This window comes from Runella sp. MFBS21 (genome assembly GCF_029433105.1).
GTDB lineage: Bacteria > Bacteroidota > Bacteroidia > Cytophagales > Spirosomataceae > Runella.
In genome coordinates this window covers 58,578-79,616 of record NZ_JARNTW010000025.1, presented here as the reverse complement: position 1 = coordinate 79,616, position 21,039 = coordinate 58,578, and the positions used below count along the sequence as shown (strand labels likewise).

Genomic DNA, 21,039 nt, shown 5'->3' with positions numbered 1-21,039 from the left:
TTTTAAAGTTTTTGAAAAAATTATTTGGAAAAATAAACTTAGTACTTGACATTTGCATCAAGTTTAACCAAATGATTAAACCATTAGATTAATAATGGAAAGCGAAGAACTCTCAACAGAAGAAAAAATCTTGAAAGCAGCGATGGAGGTGTTTTTGCGAGATGGGTACGATGGCTCCCGTATGCAAGATATTGCGGATGTTGCAGGTATCAACAAAGCCCTTTTACACTACTATTTTCGTTCCAAAGACAAATTATTTGAAAAGGTATTCGATTTTAAAATACAAAGTTTTTTTCCCCAAGTAGACGCCGCCTTTGACCAAGAAGGGCTGTTTATTGACAAAATAACCTTCTTTATCGAAGCATACATCCATTTTCTGCGTAAAAACCCTTTTTTACCGCTATTTGTCTTAAACACAGTTAATAATAAAGAAAAAGCAAATTTTATTAAAAAAATCCCTATTGGGATTGCCCACAAGATTATCCCGCGCTATTATGCCGATTTGAAGGAGGGCAAAGTACGCCCCCTCGACCCTGTTCAGTTTATTATGACTGTCATGGGAATGTGCGTATTCCCTTTTTTAGCAAAACCTATTTTTGTGAGCATGCTTAAGATTGAAGATCATAATTTTGATATGATAATGGAAGCACGTATCAACGAACTTAAGGCATATGTCAAACTCATCTTAACTCCCTGACACCAATCTTTTGTCGACCTTACGTCGGGTAAGGTCGACAAAAGAACTAAAAGAATATATTTTTTTACAACAAATTTAACCAAATGATTAAACCAAAAGGTTATGAAAAGTAGTATTACATGTTTGGGGCTGTGGTTGGCGATGTCGACAATGAGCTGGGCACAGACTACGCTTAGCCTAGAAGAATGCTACCGGCAAGCAGAACAGCACAATCCTCAAGCTGGTCAAGGGAGGCTTATCCAAGAAGCGACCGATTTACAAATAAAATTGCTGAATCGTGGTTATATGCCTCAATCTCGTCTCAATGGTCAAGCCACTTGGCAGTCGGAGGTGACAAGCGTGCCTATCAAACTTCCCAATTTTGAGATTACTCCCCCTCCCAAAGACCAGTACAAGCTCACCCTCGATGTGACTCAATCTATATGGGATGGAGGCCTGACCCAAAAACAAAAAACGATAGCCCTTGCCAATCAGCAAGTAGAACAACAAAAAGTAACGGTAGATTTATTCCAAATCCGCGAGCAAGTAAGTGGGTTGTTTTTTGGTGCACTCTTTTCGCAACGACAACTACGAAATTTTGAGATTTTGCAAAAAGAGCTACTTGCCAAACTTGAGAAAACCAAAGCTTCGGTACAAAATGGCATCGCGATTCGGGCCAATGTACTAGCATTAGAGGCACGGTTGCTGGAAGTAGAACAGCAACTTTTAGAAACCCAAAAGCGACAAGCAGCGGCTTTGGAAGGGCTATCGCTGTTGACGGGTCAAACAGTGGATACTAAAACGGTCTTTACCACCGAAAGCCAAACCATGAGTAACCTCGATATAACCCGGCCTGAATTGCAGCTTTTTGAAACCCAAAAGCAAGTTTTGACCCAAAACGAACGCCTCATCCGAGCCAAGAACCTTCCCAAATTATCGGCTTTTGCGACGGCAGGCTATGGTAGACCGGGGCTCAATTTTTTGGCTACGAATTTCCAAACTTATTTCATCGGTGGTATTCAGCTGCAAATTCCCCTTACGCACTGGTACACCAATACCCAAGGCATCGAAACCCAACAATTGCGCGTCAATCAGCAGCGTATCGACAAACAACGTGAAAGTTTTTTGCTAGGAACCCAAGTAAAACTAGCCAATCAACGGCAGGAAATCAGCCGTTTGGAAGCGCTGGTAGCAAGCGACCAAAAATTGATTGAGCTGCGTGGCACCATACGTAAAGCTTCTGAATCTCAACTCGATAATGGCATCATCACAGCAAGTGACTACCTGACCGAAGTCGATAATGAGGACATGGCACGGCAAAATCTGATTTTGCACGAGACACAACTTCTCCAAGCACAAAACAACCTTAAATTGCTACTGGGTCATTGACATCATTTTCCCCTATTTTTTTAACCCATATAAAGGAAATTCAAACCAGACATTAAATCGAACTAACTGACTTACAGTAGCCAATTGCCCTATTTTCAAATTTACCCATTTACTTACACTCATTACATAAAGATTTTAAAGAAATGAAAAGTGGATATTTTTTTCTTTTACTACTCACATTAGCCGCTTGTCAAGGAAGCGAGCAAGATTTTGATGCCAGTGGTGTTTTTGAAGCCGATGAAGTGGTGATTTCGTCGGAGTCCATAGGACGAATTTTACGTTTGGAAGTAGAAGAAGGTTCCGAATTGAAAGCTGGACAGGTCATAGGAAGTGTAGATTGCAAAAACCTCTCTTTGCAAAAAGCACAAATCGAAGCGAGCATAGATGCCCTCTCCCAAAAAACCAACGATGCTACTCCGCAAACACAGATTTTGCGCGAACAACTCAATACCCAACAACGCCAAATCGCCACTCAACGCGAACAAATGAGGATACTTGATCGCGAACAAAAACGCCTTCAAAACCTCGTAAAAGCCGAAGCCGTGCCTTCCAAACAACTTGACGATATTGAAGGACAAATAGATGTGTTGAAAAAACAAATCGAAACCACCGAAAGTCAAGTGGCGGTACTTCAACAACAAATCAAATCACAACAACAACAGGTATCCATCCAAAACCGTGGCGTACTGAGCGAGAAAAAACCTTTGGAGGAACGCGTAGCACAGGTAGACGACCAACTTCAACGCTGTAATATCACCAACCCACTCGACGGTACGGTGCTCGTCAAATATGCCACCGCCGACGAAATGACCGCTACGGGCAAGCCTCTTTATAAAATCGCCAACCTGTCTACGCTTGTGTTACGAGCCTACATCACAGGCGACCAACTTAGCAGCATCAAGCTCAATCAACCCGTAAAAGTCTTTGTAGACAATGGCAAAGACAGCTACAAAGAAATCAGCGGTACTGTCACATGGATAGCAAGTAAGGCGGAATTTACCCCGAAAACTATTCAAACCAAAGACGAACGCTCTAACTTGGTTTACGCCACTAAAATCAAAGTCAAAAATGACGGATACCTCAAGATAGGAATGTACGGCGAAGTGAAGCTTTGAGAGAAGTATCAAATTTTTTCATTTGCAAATTTTCAAATTATCCATTTTCAAATTCTCTCATTGAACATATGTCCACTGTCCGTGTAGAAAATATCAAAAAAACCTACGACAAAGGCACTGTGATTGCTCTTGAGGAGGTGAGCTTTGAGGTAAAATCTGGCGAGCTGTTTGGTCTGATAGGTCCAGATGGAGCCGGCAAAACCTCTCTTTTCAGGATCCTTACCACTTTGCTCCTCCCCGACAGCGGCCGCGCCGAAGTAGCAGGTCTGGATGTGGTAAAAGACCTATGGCAGATTCGTCGCATAGTGGGCTATATGCCTGGGAAGTTTTCGTTGTACCAAGATTTAAGCATCGAAGAAAATCTAAATTTTTTCGCTACGGTTTTCAACACTACCGTCGAAAAAAACTTTCATCTGATAGAAGAGATTTATGTCCAAATCGAGCCTTTTAAAAAACGCTTGGCGGGAAAACTTTCGGGCGGTATGAAACAAAAACTAGCCTTATGCTGCGCCCTTATCCATGAGCCTAAGGTATTGTTTTTGGACGAACCCACCACGGGGGTAGACCCAGTGTCTCGCAAGGAGTTTTGGGATATGCTCGACCGCCTCAAAGCCCGGGGTATTACCATTATCGTATCTACTCCTTACATGGATGAAGCCAGCCGTTGCGACCGTATCGCTCTCATTCAGAAAGGAAAAATATTGGAATTAGATTCTTTAGAAAAAATCATTGCTCGCCACCCACAAAACCTCTACGCTGTGGATGCCGATAATGCCTACCAGCTTATGAAAGACTTGCGACTTACGCCTGAGATAAAAAGTACGTTTGCATTTGGAGAGGAGCAGCACGTGACACTCCAATCGCTTTCTGACGGGGAGCAGTTTCTGCATCAATACCTCAGCAATCTTGGACATACAGGGCTTAAAGTCAGGAAGATTACCCCAAACATTGAGGATATTTTCATCAAACTTATGTTAGAAAATCAATAATACCTTATGGCAGACTCGGTCATATATACCAACCAACTCACGCGCAAATTTGGCGACTTTGTGGCGGTCAATGCCATTAGTTTTGAGGTAAAACGAGGCGAAATATTTGGTTTTTTAGGAGCCAATGGTGCGGGTAAAACTACCGCTATGCGCATTTTGTGCGGTTTGCTTACACCTAGCTCGGGCGAGGCACGGGTGGCAGGTTTTGATGTTTATCGCCAAAACGAAGAAATTAAAAAGCACATAGGCTACATGAGTCAAAAGTTTTCGCTCTACGAAAACCTCACCGTGCGCGAAAACATCCAGTTTTTTGGAGGCATTTACGGCTTATCTCGACAAGAACTCAAAGACAAAACCGAAGTTCTCATCGAACGGCTCGGGCTGCACAATGAAGCCGACAAATTGGTCGGATCACTGCCATTAGGATGGAAACAAAAAATATCGTTTTCGGTAGCTATTCTACATCGCCCCAAAATCGTGTTCTTGGACGAGCCTACGGGAGGAGTTGACCCTATCACACGGCGTCAGTTTTGGGATATGATTTATGAAGCAGCTCATGATGGTATCACCGTTTTTGTAACCACCCACTACATGGACGAAGCCGAATATTGCGACCGTGTATCCATCATGGTCGATGGCACCATTGCCGCTTTAGATACCCCCACAGGACTCAAAAATCAATTTAAGGCCGCAAACATGGATGAGGTATTTTTACAATTGGCACGTGGTGCAAAACGCAGTGATGCTTAATCTACAATCAACATGAAAACCTTTTTATCTTTCATCCGAAAAGAATTTTGGCACGTACTACGAGATACCCGTAGTTTGGTGATTTTGTTAGGCTTACCTGTCGCAATGATGATTTTGTTTGGGTTTGCGCTATCAAGCGAGGTCAAAAACTCCAATGTAGCCATATTGGATTATTCCAAAGACGAAACTACCCGCTTGCTCATCGAGCGGCTCGATCAAAGCCAGTACTTTAGCGTCAAAAAACACTTACAGTCAGAAGCCGACATAGAGCGGGTATTTCGAAAAGGCGAAGCGCGTCTAGTGGTGATTTTTCCGGCCAATTTCCGCGCCGATTTGTTGCACAGCAATTATGTACAAGTACGGCTCATCGGGGATGCCTCCGACCCCAATACCTCCAACATTGTTATCAATTATGCCAGTAGCATTTTTAGGGATTACCAAAACGAACTCACCGAAAACAAAAAGCTACCCTACAGCATCGAAACCGAAACGAGGATGTTGTACAATCCCCAACTCAAAAGCTCGTACAATTTTGTTCCCGGCGTGATGACCCTCATCCTAATGCTACTAGGTGCGATGATGACTTCTGTCTCGATTGTCAAAGAAAAAGAAACCGGCACGATGGAGATTTTGCTCGTATCGCCCATGCGGCCTCTACTAGTGGTATTGAGCAAGGCCGTCCCCTACTTGGTATTATGTTTTATTGATGTCATCATTATTCTGATTCTAGCGGTATTTCTGCTCGACATGCCCATTCGAGGCAGTTTGTTTTTATTGTTGGCCGAAAGTCTCCTTTTCATCATCACCACCTTATCATTAGGGCTGTTGGTGTCGGCGGTGGTTGACTCCCAACAAACGGCCATGTTTTTATCGTTGGTAGGTTTTTTGATGCCCGCTTTGGTATTTAGCGGCTTTATGTTTCCTATCGAAAACATGCCTTTACCGCTCCAAATTATCAGCAATTTTATCCCTACCAAATGGTACTACAGCATTGTGCGGGCGATTATGGTCAAAGGCTTAGGGTTTTCGTATGTCATAAAACAAACCCTCATTTTGGTAGCAATGACAATCGTTTATTTGACCATTGCTATTCGGAAGTTCAAAATTAGATTGGCTTAACTTTCCAAGTTTGAAAGCAGCCGAACTAAAAACTTGGAAAGTTTAACCAAAGCAAACAGCCTTAACTTTCCAAGTTTGAAAGCAGCCAAATTAAAAACTTGGAAAGTTTAACCGAAACAAACAGCCTTAACTTTCCAAGTTTGAAAACTGCCAAATTAAAAACTTGGAAAGTTTAACTACAAGCATTATGAGAAATCTTACTTTTTTATTGCAAAAAGAATTTAGACAAATATTCCGTAACCCTACCATTTTACGGATGATATTGATGATGCCCATCATTCAGTTGATTGTGATTCCTCTGGCCGCCGATTACGAAATCAAGCACATTTCAATCAGCGTGGTAGACCAAGACCATTCGCCCTACTCACGTAAGTTGGTTCAGAAAATGACCTCTTCTGGTTATTTTCAGTTGGTCGAGTACACCCAATCTTATCCACAAGCCCTACAAACTGTCGGAAACGGAAAAACGGATATTATCCTAACGATTCCAGCGCATTTTGAGCGAGATCTTATCAAAGACAACAAAGCCAAACTTCATTTGGCTGCCGACGCTGTCAATGGCGTACGGGCCGGCTTGGGTACAGCCTATGCTTCTCAGATGATTGGGGATTTGAACCGCGAAATCAGAGAAGAATGGATGGTACTTCCTAAGTTCAACGAACTCCCCCAAATCGACATCACCTCCGCCAACTGGTTCAATCAGCACTTTGATTATCACTTGTTTATGGTACCTGGCATTTTGGCCATTTTGGTGACCATGGTGGGGGCGTTTCTGACAGCCCTCAATATCGTTGCCGAAAAAGAAGTAGGCACCATCGAGCAAATCAACGTAACTCCTATCAAAAAGCACGAATTTATCCTTGGCAAGCTGATTCCTTTTTGGGTGCTAGGAATGGTCTCTATCACCATGGGAGTGATTGTCGCTTTTGTGATTTTCAGGATTCTACCTTTGGGTTCTTACCTTACGCTGTATGCTTTTGCGGCAGTTTATTTGTTGGGAATATTAGGAATTGGCCTGCTTATCAGCACTTTTGTGGATACGCAGCAGCAAGCCACCCTTTTTTCATTTTTTTTCATGATGGTTTTTATCCTGTTGGGCGGGCTATACACCCCTATTGAAAGCATGCCAGAATGGGCGCAGTGGCTCACCCGTATCAATCCTCCCGCTTATTTCATAAAAGTAATCAGGGCTATCTACATCAAAGGAAGTACCCTGACCGACCTCTGGCCTGATTTTATAGCTATGATCGCTTTTGCGATTGGGTTTAATGCCCTAGCGGTTTTCAATTATCGCAAACGAAGCGCCTAGAAATTTGCCTTATCGGGGTCTTGTAAAAAGCAAGTCATAGTTGTACTTCACTTGCCGATACACCGTGCGTAAAATGGATATAAGAGGATTTTTACTCTGCTGTCGCCAGTTGTCACGCTGCACAGTACTGGGTTCATCACTGGAGTTGAGCTGTTCAAACAACCCTTTATAATCATCATAGAATAATCCCTTGCCCCCGTGTTGAATAAACGACACACACATCAAATATTCGGCTTTGTCAGATTTGATGCCCTCTATGTATTTGCCAAATTTCTCTAAAAAACTACTTCTTCGTAAATGAGGGTGGTCGCTATAATAGTATATTTTATCGTAACGAGTATACCAAGGTTTGTACAACATCTGCGAAAATCCTTTTGCAAAAGGTGCTAAATAAGGATAAGGATAATAGGCATAAAAACGCACTATATCCAACGACGCATCAGCATTCATAAAGTCGAGGCCGTCTTGTAGGGAGGCTGCCAACTTCGGCGTGGGCACAAAATCTTCTTGGACATATAAAGTATAAGGAGTTGTGATGGCCGCTTGCCCCTTGTTTATATTATTGGCCAAACCTTTGTTTTTGGCAGTTGTAATCAGCTCAAAACCATACACTTCTCTCAATTTCTCCAAAACAGTCAATTGTTCGGGCTTGCTGGCATCATCTGATACTACAATAGCTCCAAACGAAATCCCCCGCTCTTGCATAGTGCGGAGCAATCGCTCCAAGGAGCTACTACGGTTGTAATGCGTCACTAGCAGACTGATGTCAGGAAAGTATGATTTGACTTGGCTCATTACTATCAAATATTGTTAAGTGTCTTCAAACTAATGTCTATCCTCCAACGGTGTTACTTAAAAAATGCCAATTCAAAGGTATTTTTGACTAATCTAAGTTTTAAATATCCCCATCTCAACAACAAAAACAGCGGGTTTTGGCTTTCTCGCCAATCACTCCGATTGATAGTGCTAGGTTCGTCGTTGGTGTTTTTTTGGTCAAACAAAGTTGTAAAATCGTCAAAAAACAGCCCTTTTCCGTCCTTTTTTAGAAACGATAAACACATCAAAAACTCGGTTTTATCAGATTTGATGCCTTCGGCATAGGGGCCAAATTTTTCTAAAAAAGAACTACGTCTCAAATGAGGGTGGTCACTATAAAAATAAAACTTGAGGTGATTGGTATACCAGAGTTGAGATTTAAAAATCATTTGGGAAAACCCTTTTGCAAAAGGCCGAAGGTAAGGATAAGGAAAATAAGCATAAAACCTCACAATATCCCACGAATCATCGTCTTGCATAAATGCCAAAGCATCTTTAAAATGAGGAACAAAAGCCGCCTTTGGCACAAAATCTTCTTGGACGTACAGCGTGTAAGGTGTTTTTACTGCCGCTTGCCCTTTGTTGATATTATTGCCTAGACCTTTGTTTTGAGGTGTGAAGATAAGTTCAAAATGATATTGAGTGGCCAATGATTTTATTTCATTCAAATGCTCCGGTTTAGAGGCATCGTCCGAAACCACAATTCCCCCAAAACTACAGTTGAGTTCTCGAAATGCCCGCAGCAAACGAGCAAGCGAAGCACTTCGATTGTAATGGGTAATCAATAAAGTAACTTCCGCAAAATGATGTAAACCTGTATCCATTTCAGCAAATTTTCATTTAATACAAAAGCATGACTTGACCACTTTTCACAAATTTTTTGGGTTCAGAAGTGGCCGTGGCTGCCTCATAATTGAGCCGCCAAGCATATACTCCTTCGGGGCATCGCTTGTTGAGATACATACCGTCCCACTTTTGGGTGGGGTCAGTGGTATAAAAAACTAAATTGCCCCAACGATTGTAAATCAAAAACTCAAACGCCACCAGATTTCCATAATACACCTCTAACTCATCGTTGATGCCGTCGCCATTGGGGGTAAATACATCTGGGATATAAATACCCGTATACTTACAATCTGTACACTGTTTTACCCCAAAATCGTCAATCACAAAATCGTTGCCACATCCTCCAAAATTTTTGTCCAGCAATTTGATTACGACGCTTGTGGTGTCTTCCACCTGCGCTGGTATCGAAAACTTCAACGAAAACTCCCGCCAAAGCGGACTATCGGTGCGCGTGATAGTACCTGTGTTGAGACTATCCAAAAATTGCCCGTCGAGGGTTTCAATCACAATCGTAAAATTAGGGTCATTGGGGATAAAAAAGCCACAAGTACCAGGTGGAAATTCGATGTTGAGATTTACCATCCAAAAAGAAAACTCGTAGGTAGCTTGGGTGCACAAATTAGGAACCGTCTGCCTAAAAAATTCGCTCGGATAAGGCGCATTGACCACCAGCATGTTTCCTCTCACATCATCTGGGGTATGGTCTTGAGGCAGCCCGTGCCAGCTCGATGTGTAGCACAATCCACTTACCGAATCGGCTATGGTATACTGCCCGTCATTGGGGCAGCCATCTGTTACGTACCTGTAGGGTATCTGGCTAGTGGGCAAAGGCGCAACGGGCCCTCTTCCAAAATCTTGAAGAAAAACGTAATTGGTACAAGGCTGTGCCGAAACCAGTTGGGTAAAAACAAACACGACCAACAATACCAAACAAATTTTGGCACTTATTAGTGTAGTTTGTAAATACTTATACCAATCGACAAGCATGAGTTATACTCTTTAGAAGATATCTAGTAAAACGTCCCAATTTCCTGAAAAGAATGAAAACTTGAGAAGTTTTGATACCACTTCAAGATGGTGTTTTTTGAGAAGGCGATAAATAAAATCCTAAATCCCGAACCGAATGCCATACCCTTTTGGTAAAAGCCTTCACTAGACTTCCCTCGGCTACGAGTCGGCGGTCACTTGTCCAGGCTCTGGCATTGATACTAGTGACTCGCAATATTTTCCCTTTTCCTTCATTGAGCAAAGCCAAAGCCATGAGACCATCTTCACATCTTCCAGACGGTGGCGGCGGCGCTCCCGCCGCAATCAACTCAGCTACCGAACCTTCGCGGCCTGAGTCCACCTCAAAACCTCCTACTGCCAATGCATCAGCGCGACGAAAAGCAAAATTAAAACCGTATACATTGAGATACGCCCGGTGTCGGTTGCGGACAGAGTTGATAAGGTGGGCTGCTTTTTCATAAAAAAACAGCGATATCCGGGAAGATTTTTCGCTTGGCAAAAATGAATACAATCCATACGTACAAGCTACCTGAGGCTGTTGGAGGGGAGCCGTGAGTGCCTCAAGCCAACCCGAAGGATATAAGCAATCAGAGTCGGCATTAGCCATGATTTTGCCACGCGCTGCCATTAATCCTGCTTGTCGTGCATGGGCTACGCCCGGTTTGCGTTCGATAATCGACCTCACCCCACAAGCATCTAAGATTTCTTGGGTTCGGTCTACAGAATTGTTGTTGACGACCAAAAGCTCGGTGGGTCGTGTGATTTCTTGCTCCGCCAACGACGACAACATATTGAGCAGACTAGCCTCTTCATTGTAAGCAGGTATCACAATCGAAACCTCTGGCGCGTCGACCCGAAACCGCGCCAATTTTCGATGTAATTCCGCCACCTTATCGAGCGGCAAATGTGCAGGGTCGTAAGCAAACAAATGCTTAGTAAGCCAGTACGGTAAAAATTTCTTATTCGCTGACATGCTTGATAGATATCTTCTTATACCCGCCCTTAAATCGCATTTCAATGTTTTTGTAAGTCCACTCCGATACTTTATATATCAAATAATAGTTGGCAAAAACCAAATACCAATACGCCGAAGGGGGAAGTTTTAGGATTCTTATAAATAGAATGTTAAATATACTAATTAGCAGCGAATGTGTCATATAAATCGAATAACTATACGTCCCAACTTTCTCCAAAAAAGTAGATTTTTTGAATAAGCGCGACACCCAGCCTTTTTCGAAAGAAAAAACCAAAATAGCCCCAAAAAACAAGATTTCGTACACAAAACCCACTTCTTTTAACGCAGCTCCGTAGTAAATCATCAGCCCAATAAGTATCAACATGAAGATTTCGGCCAAGTCAAAAACCGAAGATTTCCACTGACTTCCCACCGAATAAATATACCGAAACGATTCATAACACAACCCTCCTACAAAAAAACCAATGATTCCTCTTAGAAAACCGTAATCGAAGCTGTAATTGAGCACAAAACCCTGCGTAATAACCGCCAACAACCCGAAAGAAAGCAGGGCAATACTACCATAAAAGAAACCTCTGTAACGCCCAAGTTTGGTCTTTGCCAAGAGTAACATGCCGAGTCCAAACACAATATAAGCAATCATTTCGGCACTGATAGACCAACTGGGAATATTCCAACTTACGTCGGTAACACTCGGCATTTTGACTGAATTGAGCAAAAACAAAGAAGTAAAAAAAGTAAGTACGTTATTGTTTGGGTTGGTAGGTTGATTGACGTGAACATAAGAAGCTAAATAACCCTTAGAAATTTCGACTACTACAAAAGCCAACAACATCAATAAATGTAAAGGATAAATCCGACGCAATCTTTTTCGAAGAAAATCAGTCACTTGCTCACCCGTAGCGATAGACTGATAATTGTAACTAATTACAAACCCACTCAAAACGAAGAAAAAATCAACAAACATGTCGGAATTATCGACAAAATCGTTGTTGAGCAAGGGCGTTTCTGCAAATGGCGACAAGTGGAATAGCACCACCATAGAGGCAAAAATCCCCCTGAAAATATCCAAAATCAGGAATCGATGTTTCATCAGGATGGGGTTAGATAGATTTTCTCATGGCCAAAATTTCGGGCAATGACATTTTATATTTGAGTGTAAGTGCTACAAACACCGCCCCGCCAATCGCAATCTGCACAAAAGTATGAATCACCCCCTCATTGCCAACAAATTGCTGATAGAGATAAACGCTCAATACCATCAACAAACAAAACAGGGCAGGCTTGACAAAATTAGCAAAGAATGCCTGATAGAAGGACCCAATCAACCACTTTGCAATCATAAAATTAAGTACTAAGTTGATAAAAGTAGAAGTCAAAAAGGCCAAAGCGATACCCGTCACTTCCCAGTATGACCCAAACCAATACAACAATGGAATCTTGATGATGAGCGTCACTAGATTTAGATAAAATAGCAAGTTGGGTTTTCCTTTGGTAAAGGCAATCGTGAAAAGTGGATTGGCCAAACAACTACACAAACTTTGGAATACGAATATTTGAATCAAAGGCAAAGTAGGCTCCCAGCCTGGCCCATACAACAGCGGCACTACACTACTTGCGGTGATAAAAAGTCCCGCCAAAAGTGGCATATTGAGATAGCTTATCAAATCCAAAATCTTGATATAAGCTTTGCGCAGTTCGTTGTCGTCCTCCTTCATTTTGGCCAAAAGCGGATAAGCTACTTGCAAAATGATGGGGTTGAGTTTTGTAATCGGAAATATCGCCAACTGCGATGCAATGGTATAATACCCCAGTGACTTTACCCCTAATAACCCTCCTACTACGATATTGTCGGAATTGCCTTGTACAAACCCCAAAAAACCGTCGCCTACATTATAAAGACCAAACCGTAAGTGTTCTTTTATTAAATCAATATTGAAATATAGCGACGGAAAAAACAGCCGAATTCCAAAAGCAATCTGTAGCACCGTACGTACCACGTGCATCGAAAGCTGCCCATAAATCAGCGACAACTCTTCAAAACCTTGATAAGCAAGCCCGATAGCCACGACCATCCCTATGGCCGCCCCCGCAATCTCCATAATAGCTATATCTCTGAATCTCAGCTCTTTTTGAAGCAAAAACAAATAGATTTGTCCAAAATATATAATCAAAAAATAAAGCGAAGCCAATTTGATTACTTTGTCGAGACGGGGTTCTTTATAATACGCAATGACCAAAGGAGCACTCAAGTATACCAATACAAAAATGACAAAGCCCATCATCAGGCTCAAAAAATACAAAGTCGATAGTACTTTTTGGTCGGTTTCTTGTTTATAAATGATTGAATTAGAAAAACCTAGGTTACTAAAAATATAAAAGAAATTGATGAGCAACGTACTTACACTTACTACCCCAAAAACGGCAGGATCAAGCAAACGAGCCAAAATAGATACCTGTGCAAACTGAAACACAGTAGATACAACCGTCGAAATGGTAATCCATTTGCCGCCCTGAATAGCCTTTTTGGTATTGCTCATGCCTCAAAAATAGAATGTTATCCTTCCGAAGCAGAAGGAAGTTTTCGTTGATGTTTTAGTAAAAGCTCTGGTTGGACCAATATCTGCTCCGCCTCACTCCTACTTGGGGCATCAATATAATCGCTTTCTACGCGATTTAAAACCGTAATGAGCGACGACGACGCAATTTTGTTGTACAGAGCCATCAATTGCCTTTCACGGCGTCCCCAGCCACTATTGGCATCAGCCACCAAAATCGCGACATGACTTTTATGAAGCAGATACACCGGAAGAGGGCTACTGATAAGAGCCGGTAACTCTAGCAAGATTTTATCGAAATAGAAAGGATTATATTCTTGATTTTTGAGCAACAACTCATTTAAGTCCCTCACATTCATGAATTCAGGACGTATCTCGTAGGGATAAAACGTGACACCTCCCAACTCAAAAGGTTGGTCGTTTTTGGTAATTCGAGGATAAAAATAGGCGATCTTCTGCCCTGTTTCGGCATAGAGGCGAGCTACCCCATGAGCTACCCACGTTTTGCCTTGTTTAGAACGCATGCTAAAGAGCGTAATAATCGGGGGCGGTTGCTTGGAAGTTGCTTGTACAATATCGATATTGATGGCATTACTAAGTTGCTCAAACATGCTGATAGCGGCTCTACTTTCTTTAGTGCCAATCGAGAATTTTTTGACTTTTGGGAATACAATTGTGACCGATTGGCCAATACGCACTTCGGCATGTTCGGGGGAATCGAGACGGCTGTCGAGCAAAAATCTAATGATGGTGAGCATCAAAGCAAAAAACAGGCCAATTCCGAAACCAGCCGCTACAAAAATTAGTCTTTTGGTAGGTTTTGCTGTATAGGGATATTTAGGAGGGTCCACTACCTTGAGCGGTTTGTCAAGCGAAATATCCTGACGATGCACTTGCGCTTCGTTGAGGCTTTGGGTCAAAGCCAAATATTCTTTCTCTGCTACCTCTAGCTCGCGATTGAGCTGTCGTAGTTCTGTTCCCAAAGGACTCAGTTCCGTTATTTTGTTTTGATATTCGTTGAGACGTTGTTTGTATACTTCCAAACGTGCATTAGATTCTGCATATTCAAGCACTTTAGCCAGCCAATCTTCAATCAATTTATTCGACGGAATCGACTCTGGCGAATCACCCGCCGCATAATACTTTTGAGCTATCACTTTCATTTCGTCCGTGATTTTTCTGATTTTAGCTTCAATTCGCGCTATTTCGCTGTTGCTCCTGCTGGTTTGGGCACTCACTAATTCTCCTTGAGCATCAGCTAGTTCGGCTTGTTTTTTTACAAGTTCACTATTGATAACCAGCAAGTTGCCACGCTGACTCATGCGCTTTGAAAGCTCGTCAATAGAAGCTTTTGTAGCTCTATTTTTCATCAGTTCAAGATTATACTCATTGACAAAATTTTCGCGTGAGAAAGCAATATTTTTCGATTCTTCATCATAACTCAGCAATTCATGATCTACATTGAAAGCCCTCAACTTAGACTCTGCGGCATCCAATCTCCGTTTGGCTTCATTGGTTTTTTGTTCATAATACCCAATCACTGGATTGGTATCTGAGCTTTTAAGAGAAATGTAGCGTTGGTTCAAGATTGCTATCACAAAATCTAACGTCTGAATAGTCACCGCAGGGTCATCCGACTCATATTCCATTTCGAGCATGTCACTTGAGTTTTTGCGGTTGGCTCTCAGCTTTTTAGAGATATACTCCCCCGAATAGTACATATCTCCTTTGGCCAGTAAAGCTTTAATGGGATTATAAGCCTCTGACCTCCCCATACTGTCGATTTGGGCATAGCGCACTGCATCAGATTGTTTGGCAAGGTAATTGGCAAGAGGCGCAGGAATGGCCTGATGGAGTTTCTCAAAACCCTTGGCACCCAATATCAAAGTATCAGGTTTAGTCAATTTTAGGTGGTCTGTTAGCAAGCTTATCCCCACTTGTAGCATGGTTTCGGAGGAATTGAGCGTAGTTAAGAGATTGTCAAAGGCATTGGTCACCCCTGAGTAGTCAAAAGACCCTGAACTATTGACAGATTTTAAATTATATCCAGATCCTAGTCCCGTGTAAATAGTCGCCTGAACGGTATACTCTTTGCGCTCTTTTCGGGTAAAATAATACACCGTAGCTGCCGTCACAATGGGCAATACTATAAACCAAATAATGTGGTCTTTTAGGAATCTTATAAATAAATGATACGACATACCTGCTTGCTATTTCCGTTTGAGTGAGTAGATAGGCATCCCTACCATAGCTTCAAGATTGTACAAAAACTTCAGAAATGTTCCTCTCACTTGTTCAGTAGCAGACTTAGACGAATAATAGAGGTTATTGATTGTAGACACGGCAGTCAAATCAATTTTACGCTGCTGAAATTCTATTTCTGCCAACTGCATAGACGAAAGTGCCAGTTTTTCGTCCTGAAACCGAATCCGCAAGAGTTGTTGGGTAGTGATAAGGTCTTGGTACAAATCAATCAACTCCCTTCTAAGCTGTAATTCAATCACTTCTCTACGATATTGAGAGGCTTGATAATTGGCTTTAGATTGTTTAAGCTGCTGTTTACGGCCAAAAATATCGTACAAACTCACCTGAAAATTAGCCCCGAGTCGATAACCGTTGGCGATTTGTCCGATGGCATCAGTCGGAGCACCTGGCCCGGTAGAAAGTATGGCTTGATTACCAGTAGAATAACTCGCTAATCCCGCACCCGACTGCAAAATCTGCATTTTTGATAGTTTATAAACAGCACTTTGAGCAGTAGAAATCTCTTTCTCGTATTTTATGGAAGGAGAGTTAGCAATGGCTAATTGGTATATTTCTTCAAAAGGCAATAACTGCTGGGCAATGTCTTTATTGAAGTCAATATATACAGAATCAGGACGTTGTCCGGCCATCGAACCACCCGAGCTTTGCTGTGTGTGCCCTCTAGGTGTACCGCAAACCACCATAATAAACAATAAGGACACATATTGAACACGAATATATTGCCAATTTTGCGTAGTTGTTATCATCCAAATATCCTATTTATTCTTATTTATGGAGTGTATATTTTAAACACTAAAATGTTTATTATAAGTAGTTTTCAATAATAGACAGGTGTAAAATCACCGTCCCAAAAACCACCTAAAATACTATATTTCAATACGTTAAAATAAAAACAAAGTTGTTAATCATATTCCTTTTATATTTCTTGTATATAAAGATAATCGGTAATATCTTTATTCAATTATTCCTATAAATGCTGCCCTACCTCTTTTCACTATGAAACACATCTATCGACGTTTTGTTTAGTATGCAACCAATCCTCCCAAAACTCAACTTTGTCATTACTTCCCGCCAAACTTGGGAAGAAAAGAACCTAGGCAGCAATATCCGAGACATGGCTCATGTTTTGTCAGAATCGCATCGCGTGCTTTTCATCAATGACCCACTTGACTGGTCAACGGTAATCTCTCAAAAATCAGGCCGATTTCAACAACGCAAAGAGTTCATAGCCCAACACCACGGCCAAAATCTGATTGAAGACAAACCCAATTTGTGGGTTTTAAGTCCAAAATCGGTGCTAGCCTCTCTCAATTGGCTCCCAGATGGTCCTATTTACGACCGCCTCAATTACCTCAATAGCAAACGCTTCGCCAAAGAAATCAAAGAAGCGATTTCGACCCTTGGTTGGGAGTCGTTTATACTAATCAACGACAACGATATGCTTCAAGGATTTTATATGAAAGAACTTCTCAGGCCTAGCGTATCGGTATATTATTTGAGGGACAATTTCTTGGCCGTCGATTTTTGGCGTCGCCACGGAGCTCGCTTAGAACCTTTGCTGATGAAGAAAGTTGACTTAGTAGCAAGCAACTCCCTCTATCTCGCACAGCAAGCTGCTCGCTACAACCCCCACTCCGTTTATGTAGGACAAGGATGTGATTTATCACTTTTTGACCCCCAAAAAAACGAGGTAATTCCCGAAGATTTGGCGGCGATTCCTACGCCTCGCATCGGCTATGCAGGAGCACTTACGGGCTTGCGGCTTGATGGTGGGCTGCTTCAAACCATTGCACAAAACCATCCAAAATGGCAGATTGTACTTATCGGTTCTCCTGATGATTCTTTTCCTACTGACCAGCTCAAGGCTTTTTCTAATGTGCATTTTTTAGGTTCCAAAACCCCCAAAGAAATCCCTGCTTATTTGGCAGGAATGAATGTACTCATCAACCCTCAGCTCCTCAATGAGGTCACGATTGGCAACTACCCCCGTAAAATCGATGAATATTTGGCCATGGGCAAACCCGTCATTGCCGTCAAAACCGATACCATGTCACTTTTCAAAGAACACGTCTACTTGGCCGAAACTCCACAGCAATTTGCCAAACAAATCGCCCTTGCACTTGCTGGTCAAGAACTCTCAAGTAGCCACGAGCGCATTGCCTTTGCCCATCAGCACACTTGGGAAAATTCGGTAGGTGACCTCCTCAAAGCCATTCGTTCTATTCCTACCAAAGCCATTTAGTTAGCCCTTATAATCCCTGATTGTATGAGTCTCAAAAGTTATGTCGACCAGCGTCCTGCCCTCAAACGTCTCATTCATTGGTTGTTGATTCCAACTAATCAGGCCCGACCTCGTCTATGGGTAAGTTGGTTTGTCAATCCCTTTATTCATAAGCGTCATTCTTCCTCCGTTGTCAGATCCAAAGTAAGGCTCGATGTATTGCCCTTCAATGCCTTTAGTCTTGGTCCTCATAGTACAGTGGAGTCTTTTTGTGTAGTCAACAATGGCGTCGGTGATGTACACATTGGCTCTCACTCTACGGTAGGCATCGGGTCGGTAGTGATTGGCCCAGTACATATTGGCAACGATGTCATCATTGCCCAGCACGTGGTGTTTTCGGGTCTTAATCACTCTTATGAGGACACTTCTATGGCTATTCACCGTCAGCCCGTTACTACTCGTCCTATCATCATCGAAGATGAATGCTGGATTGGAGCCAATGCCGTAATCACGGCAGGTGTCACCATAGGCAAGCATTCGGTAGTAGCCGGCGGGAGCGTTGTCACCAAAAATGTCCCTCCTTACTCAGTAGTAGGTGGCAATCCCGCCCGTCTCCTCAAACAATACAACTCCACCAATGGTAAGTGGGAAAAAGTAAGCAATCCTTCATAAAAAACATTTGTAAGCCTTTAGTCTTGTTTCATTTCCTCATCCAACCAATCCAATATAGAAGCCTCCGTGGCTTCGTTGAATTTACGGGCAAAAAACTTCGTCGAACTTTTCAATACTTCTTTGTCCTTTAGGGTCAATGTTTTGGGGCTACTTTTTCCTTCAGACCAATCAATATACCTTAGGTTGTCGTTGACAAGCGTGGCGTTGAAAGGAGAATTGTACAAAATAGTTTGAAAAATAATTTCATCTACCCCCCAAGTAAGCTTAAAAAAACGTACCAAACGGGGATGTTCTTTGAGATAGGTTATGATAAAACGAACCGCCTCTAAGGTAATCGTAAACCATTGGGAGCGCCCCACCGCTACCATTCCTTGGGGCAGCAGACGCGGCGGAAGGACGGTATTGATAAGAGCCTCAAGCTTGAATTTCCCTGGGATATTAAAATTCACCAAATGGTATTTTTTAATCCGTGGAATTGCCTCCTGCCAGTCATTTTCTACCTCCCTAAACTCCATGTATTGTTGAAGAGGATTGCTTGCCAAAAACCGATGGATTGTCTCCGGCGACTGTAAAGGGTAATCCTGCCCACTCAGCAAATTGACATAGCCATAAGGGATTTTAGTGGCCAATATTTCTTCAAAACCGTTGAGGGTAGCCTGTACCATGCTATAAGCCCCCCAGCGTACATCTACTCTTTTGGTGACAAATACGACAGAGGGGTGGGTGATTGCCTCCCGAAACACTTTTATGTCCGCTTTTTTGTCGAGGTGTATATAAAAATCGGCTTCTGGATGAAGTAGACTTCCTATCAATCGATTGAGCTGATGAGGCTGGGTATGAACCAATATCAAATGCGCTACTTTCATCTTTTGCCCTTTTTTGACATCAATCCAAACGCCGGATCCCAGCGCTCGCTTGAAGTAAATAAAATCGAAGTAATAAAAATAAATGAGCTAGTAGGAAACTGTCCCATCACAGGATTGGAATAGCCCATCACCACTACTCCTACAAACTCTGCCAACAATGCACACATGATTTTGATAAGCCAGGGGTCTTGCAGGTTCCATATACGATGTACCCCTACCGCGATGATGCCCAACAGCATCCCGATATACACATACAGCCCCACTACCCCCGTCTCAATCCATACTTGCACAAACCAACTGTCAGGCGGAGTTTGAGAAGCAAAATGGTGCGGCGAAAAACGTGCGCCGGTATCCCCTGCCGAGCCAATTCCAGCCCCAAAAGGCAGATGCCGTAAGTAGTTAGAGAGTTTTTGTTGGTTTTCGAGACGAAGCAAAAAAGAAGGGTCTTCCATGGGTCTCAAAGCAGTACGAATCCGATAAATTTGGTAGTTGGTATTACCAATATTTGTAAAAAGAAGAATAATCATCATCGGAATAGCTACGCACATCCCGAGCAAGATTTTGTTGAAATCGCGCTTGATAAACAAATAGAAAGGATAACCCGCCAACATGATAAAAAGCGCACTCCTCGTACCTGATACCGCAAACCCCCAAAAATAGAAAAAGGCCAAAATAAGGTAGGGAATTTTTGCTTTCCAAGTCTTTTCTTCAAACATAAAAATAAGACACACAAGGGTCAAACCGGCCATTTCGGCCCCAAACTGAGAAGCATCGGTATAAAAAGAAAAACTCCTCAAATGTCCAAACAAGATATGGGTTTTGGCACCACCCGCATTGAGCCATTCTATCTCGGCATTGGTCAGGCTGATGTACTGTTGCTTAAACGCCCAGAGTGCCGCAAAAATCGACCATATCATCCAAGTTTTGAGCAAGTTGACAATATCTTTGCGAGTAATATCCAGCACCAAAATGATACAACATACCATAATCCAGTGGATAGAAAACTGCCGTGCGTGATAAAACCAAGCCGCTCTATAGGGCGACTCAGGATTGGCAATTTCGAGTACGTTGTAAACAAACCACATCAAAACCAAGTAAAAAGTAGGATGTTGTATCCGCTCCCACTTTAAGCTTTTGGCATTGACCACCAAACTAAGTAAGGTAAGCCCCAACACTCCGTCAATAATAAGCCCGTAAGGCAAACTAAAAGGCAAAAACCGCGCTAAAGCATTGACCAAATAACTCAACTGAATGTAAGTGAGAAGCCCTAGCTTGGGATTGCGAAAAATAGCCCCTACCACAATCAGCCCTATCGGAATCAAGGCCGAAAATACAACCCCCGTCATTCCCAATTTGGCAATCAATATACCTCCAAATGCCGCACTCCCAAGGCCTATGAGGCCATAAAGCCAGCGCTTGCCTTGTGGTGAATAGGGTATGGAGGAGAGCAGATCAAGCATGAGC

The 21,039-nt window shown here is 42.4% G+C and carries 19 protein-coding genes; 9 read left to right on the top strand and 10 right to left on the bottom strand.

The genetic code is table 11. The features are described 5' to 3' along the window. Positions 1-94: 94 nt before the first annotated feature. The 7 genes from P1X15_RS28785 to P1X15_RS28755 all read left to right on the top strand — a co-directional run bounded on the left by P1X15_RS28785 (position 95) and on the right by P1X15_RS28755 (position 7,347). Positions 95-697, top strand: coding sequence for a TetR/AcrR family transcriptional regulator (locus tag P1X15_RS28785; RefSeq protein ID WP_277341587.1), 603 nt, complete (start codon positions 95-97; stop codon positions 695-697). Between the two features lie 102 nt (positions 698-799). Continuing rightward, positions 800-2,065: a TolC family protein gene (locus P1X15_RS28780; protein WP_277341586.1), complete on the top strand. Its 1,266-nt coding sequence runs from the start codon at positions 800-802 to the stop codon at positions 2,063-2,065. 143 nt (positions 2,066-2,208) lie between these two features. Next, the gene (locus tag P1X15_RS28775) at positions 2,209-3,180 is read left to right on the top strand and encodes an HlyD family secretion protein (RefSeq protein WP_277341585.1); all 972 of its coding nucleotides are present in this window, start codon (positions 2,209-2,211) and stop codon (positions 3,178-3,180) included. A gap of 68 nt (positions 3,181-3,248) precedes the next feature. After that, positions 3,249-4,169 (top strand): ABC transporter ATP-binding protein, encoded by a 921-nt coding sequence (locus P1X15_RS28770; RefSeq protein WP_277341584.1) that lies wholly within the window; start codon positions 3,249-3,251, stop codon positions 4,167-4,169. A 6-nt stretch (positions 4,170-4,175) separates the two neighbouring features. After that, positions 4,176-4,919: an ABC transporter ATP-binding protein gene (locus P1X15_RS28765; RefSeq protein ID WP_277341583.1), complete on the top strand. Its 744-nt coding sequence runs from the start codon at positions 4,176-4,178 to the stop codon at positions 4,917-4,919. A gap of 12 nt (positions 4,920-4,931) precedes the next feature. Beyond that, on the top strand, positions 4,932-6,038 hold the full coding sequence (locus P1X15_RS28760) for an ABC transporter permease (RefSeq protein WP_277341582.1): 1,107 nt from the start codon (positions 4,932-4,934) through the stop codon (positions 6,036-6,038). Between the two features lie 187 nt (positions 6,039-6,225). Then, positions 6,226-7,347: an ABC transporter permease gene (locus P1X15_RS28755; RefSeq protein ID WP_277341581.1), complete on the top strand. Its 1,122-nt coding sequence runs from the start codon at positions 6,226-6,228 to the stop codon at positions 7,345-7,347. Between the two features lie 9 nt (positions 7,348-7,356). Here P1X15_RS28755 and P1X15_RS28750 read toward each other — a convergent pair whose 3' ends face one another. The 8 genes from P1X15_RS28750 to P1X15_RS28715 form a co-directional block, all read right to left on the bottom strand. Further along, a complete protein-coding gene (locus P1X15_RS28750) occupies positions 7,357-8,142 on the bottom strand; it encodes a glycosyltransferase (protein WP_277341580.1) in 786 nt (261 codons plus the stop codon). A 53-nt stretch (positions 8,143-8,195) separates the two neighbouring features. Next, entirely contained in the window at positions 8,196-8,987 is a 792-nt protein-coding gene (locus P1X15_RS28745; protein WP_277341579.1) for a glycosyltransferase, read from the bottom strand. Between the two features lie 16 nt (positions 8,988-9,003). Next, on the bottom strand, positions 9,004-9,996 hold the full coding sequence (locus tag P1X15_RS28740) for a gliding motility-associated C-terminal domain-containing protein (protein WP_277341578.1): 993 nt from the start codon (positions 9,994-9,996) through the stop codon (positions 9,004-9,006). Positions 9,997-10,078: 82 nt separating this feature from the next. Further along, positions 10,079-10,990, bottom strand: coding sequence for a glycosyltransferase family 2 protein (locus P1X15_RS28735; RefSeq protein ID WP_277341577.1), 912 nt, complete (start codon positions 10,988-10,990; stop codon positions 10,079-10,081). Next, positions 10,977-12,086, bottom strand: coding sequence for an acyltransferase (locus tag P1X15_RS28730; RefSeq protein ID WP_277341576.1), 1,110 nt, complete (start codon positions 12,084-12,086; stop codon positions 10,977-10,979). The genes P1X15_RS28735 and P1X15_RS28730 overlap by 14 nt, the downstream gene beginning before the upstream one ends. A 10-nt stretch (positions 12,087-12,096) precedes the next feature. Continuing rightward, on the bottom strand, positions 12,097-13,533 hold the full coding sequence (locus P1X15_RS28725; RefSeq protein WP_277341575.1) for an MOP flippase family protein: 1,437 nt from the start codon (positions 13,531-13,533) through the stop codon (positions 12,097-12,099). Positions 13,534-13,550: 17 nt separating this feature from the next. Further along, a complete protein-coding gene (locus tag P1X15_RS28720; protein ID WP_277341574.1) occupies positions 13,551-15,752 on the bottom strand; it encodes a lipopolysaccharide biosynthesis protein in 2,202 nt (733 codons plus the stop codon). A gap of 9 nt (positions 15,753-15,761) precedes the next feature. Continuing rightward, complete coding sequence (locus tag P1X15_RS28715) at positions 15,762-16,562, bottom strand: TolC family protein (RefSeq protein WP_277341573.1); 801 nt, start codon at positions 16,560-16,562, stop codon at positions 15,762-15,764. 281 nt (positions 16,563-16,843) lie between these two features. Between P1X15_RS28715 and P1X15_RS28710 the strand changes: the two genes are divergently transcribed. Beyond that, positions 16,844-18,058 carry a glycosyltransferase gene (locus tag P1X15_RS28710; RefSeq protein WP_277341572.1) on the top strand — a complete coding sequence of 405 codons (1,215 nt, stop codon included), beginning with the start codon at positions 16,844-16,846 and terminating at the stop codon, positions 18,056-18,058. A 24-nt stretch (positions 18,059-18,082) separates the two neighbouring features. Next, positions 18,083-18,709 carry a DapH/DapD/GlmU-related protein gene (locus tag P1X15_RS28705; RefSeq protein WP_277341571.1) on the top strand — a complete coding sequence of 209 codons (627 nt, stop codon included), beginning with the start codon at positions 18,083-18,085 and terminating at the stop codon, positions 18,707-18,709. 17 nt (positions 18,710-18,726) lie between these two features. On the opposite strand, the gene P1X15_RS28700 is transcribed toward P1X15_RS28705, so the two are convergent. Both P1X15_RS28700 and P1X15_RS28695 read right to left on the bottom strand, forming a co-directional pair. Then, positions 18,727-19,575, bottom strand: coding sequence for a beta-1,6-N-acetylglucosaminyltransferase (locus tag P1X15_RS28700; RefSeq protein WP_277341570.1), 849 nt, complete (start codon positions 19,573-19,575; stop codon positions 18,727-18,729). Further along, positions 19,572-21,035, bottom strand: a complete 1,464-nt coding sequence (locus P1X15_RS28695; protein ID WP_277341569.1) for an O-antigen ligase — start codon at positions 21,033-21,035, stop codon at positions 19,572-19,574. Before P1X15_RS28695 ends, P1X15_RS28700 begins: the two co-directional genes overlap by 4 nt. Positions 21,036-21,039 lie beyond the last annotated feature (4 nt).

What these genes read in the sequence shown, in the direction of transcription:
- P1X15_RS28785 (WP_277341587.1), top strand. Translation starts at nt 95, where the DNA reads ATGGAAAGCGAAGAACTCTCAACAGAAGAAAAAATCTTGAAAGCAGCG.
- P1X15_RS28780 (WP_277341586.1), top strand. Translation starts at nt 800, where the DNA reads ATGAAAAGTAGTATTACATGTTTGGGGCTGTGGTTGGCGATGTCGACA.
- P1X15_RS28775 (WP_277341585.1), top strand. Translation starts at nt 2,209, where the DNA reads ATGAAAAGTGGATATTTTTTTCTTTTACTACTCACATTAGCCGCTTGT.
- P1X15_RS28770 (WP_277341584.1), top strand. Translation starts at nt 3,249, where the DNA reads ATGTCCACTGTCCGTGTAGAAAATATCAAAAAAACCTACGACAAAGGC.
- P1X15_RS28765 (WP_277341583.1), top strand. Translation starts at nt 4,176, where the DNA reads ATGGCAGACTCGGTCATATATACCAACCAACTCACGCGCAAATTTGGC.
- P1X15_RS28760 (WP_277341582.1), top strand. Translation starts at nt 4,932, where the DNA reads ATGAAAACCTTTTTATCTTTCATCCGAAAAGAATTTTGGCACGTACTA.
- P1X15_RS28755 (WP_277341581.1), top strand. Translation starts at nt 6,226, where the DNA reads ATGAGAAATCTTACTTTTTTATTGCAAAAAGAATTTAGACAAATATTC.
- P1X15_RS28750 (WP_277341580.1), bottom strand. Translation starts at nt 8,142, where the DNA reads ATGAGCCAAGTCAAATCATACTTTCCTGACATCAGTCTGCTAGTGACG.
- P1X15_RS28745 (WP_277341579.1), bottom strand. Translation starts at nt 8,987, where the DNA reads ATGGATACAGGTTTACATCATTTTGCGGAAGTTACTTTATTGATTACC.
- P1X15_RS28740 (WP_277341578.1), bottom strand. Translation starts at nt 9,996, where the DNA reads ATGCTTGTCGATTGGTATAAGTATTTACAAACTACACTAATAAGTGCC.
- P1X15_RS28735 (WP_277341577.1), bottom strand. Translation starts at nt 10,990, where the DNA reads ATGTCAGCGAATAAGAAATTTTTACCGTACTGGCTTACTAAGCATTTG.
- P1X15_RS28730 (WP_277341576.1), bottom strand. Translation starts at nt 12,086, where the DNA reads ATGAAACATCGATTCCTGATTTTGGATATTTTCAGGGGGATTTTTGCC.
- P1X15_RS28725 (WP_277341575.1), bottom strand. Translation starts at nt 13,533, where the DNA reads ATGAGCAATACCAAAAAGGCTATTCAGGGCGGCAAATGGATTACCATT.
- P1X15_RS28720 (WP_277341574.1), bottom strand. Translation starts at nt 15,752, where the DNA reads ATGTCGTATCATTTATTTATAAGATTCCTAAAAGACCACATTATTTGG.
- P1X15_RS28715 (WP_277341573.1), bottom strand. Translation starts at nt 16,562, where the DNA reads ATGATAACAACTACGCAAAATTGGCAATATATTCGTGTTCAATATGTG.
- P1X15_RS28710 (WP_277341572.1), top strand. Translation starts at nt 16,844, where the DNA reads ATGCAACCAATCCTCCCAAAACTCAACTTTGTCATTACTTCCCGCCAA.
- P1X15_RS28705 (WP_277341571.1), top strand. Translation starts at nt 18,083, where the DNA reads ATGAGTCTCAAAAGTTATGTCGACCAGCGTCCTGCCCTCAAACGTCTC.
- P1X15_RS28700 (WP_277341570.1), bottom strand. Translation starts at nt 19,575, where the DNA reads ATGAAAGTAGCGCATTTGATATTGGTTCATACCCAGCCTCATCAGCTC.
- P1X15_RS28695 (WP_277341569.1), bottom strand. Translation starts at nt 21,035, where the DNA reads ATGCTTGATCTGCTCTCCTCCATACCCTATTCACCACAAGGCAAGCGC.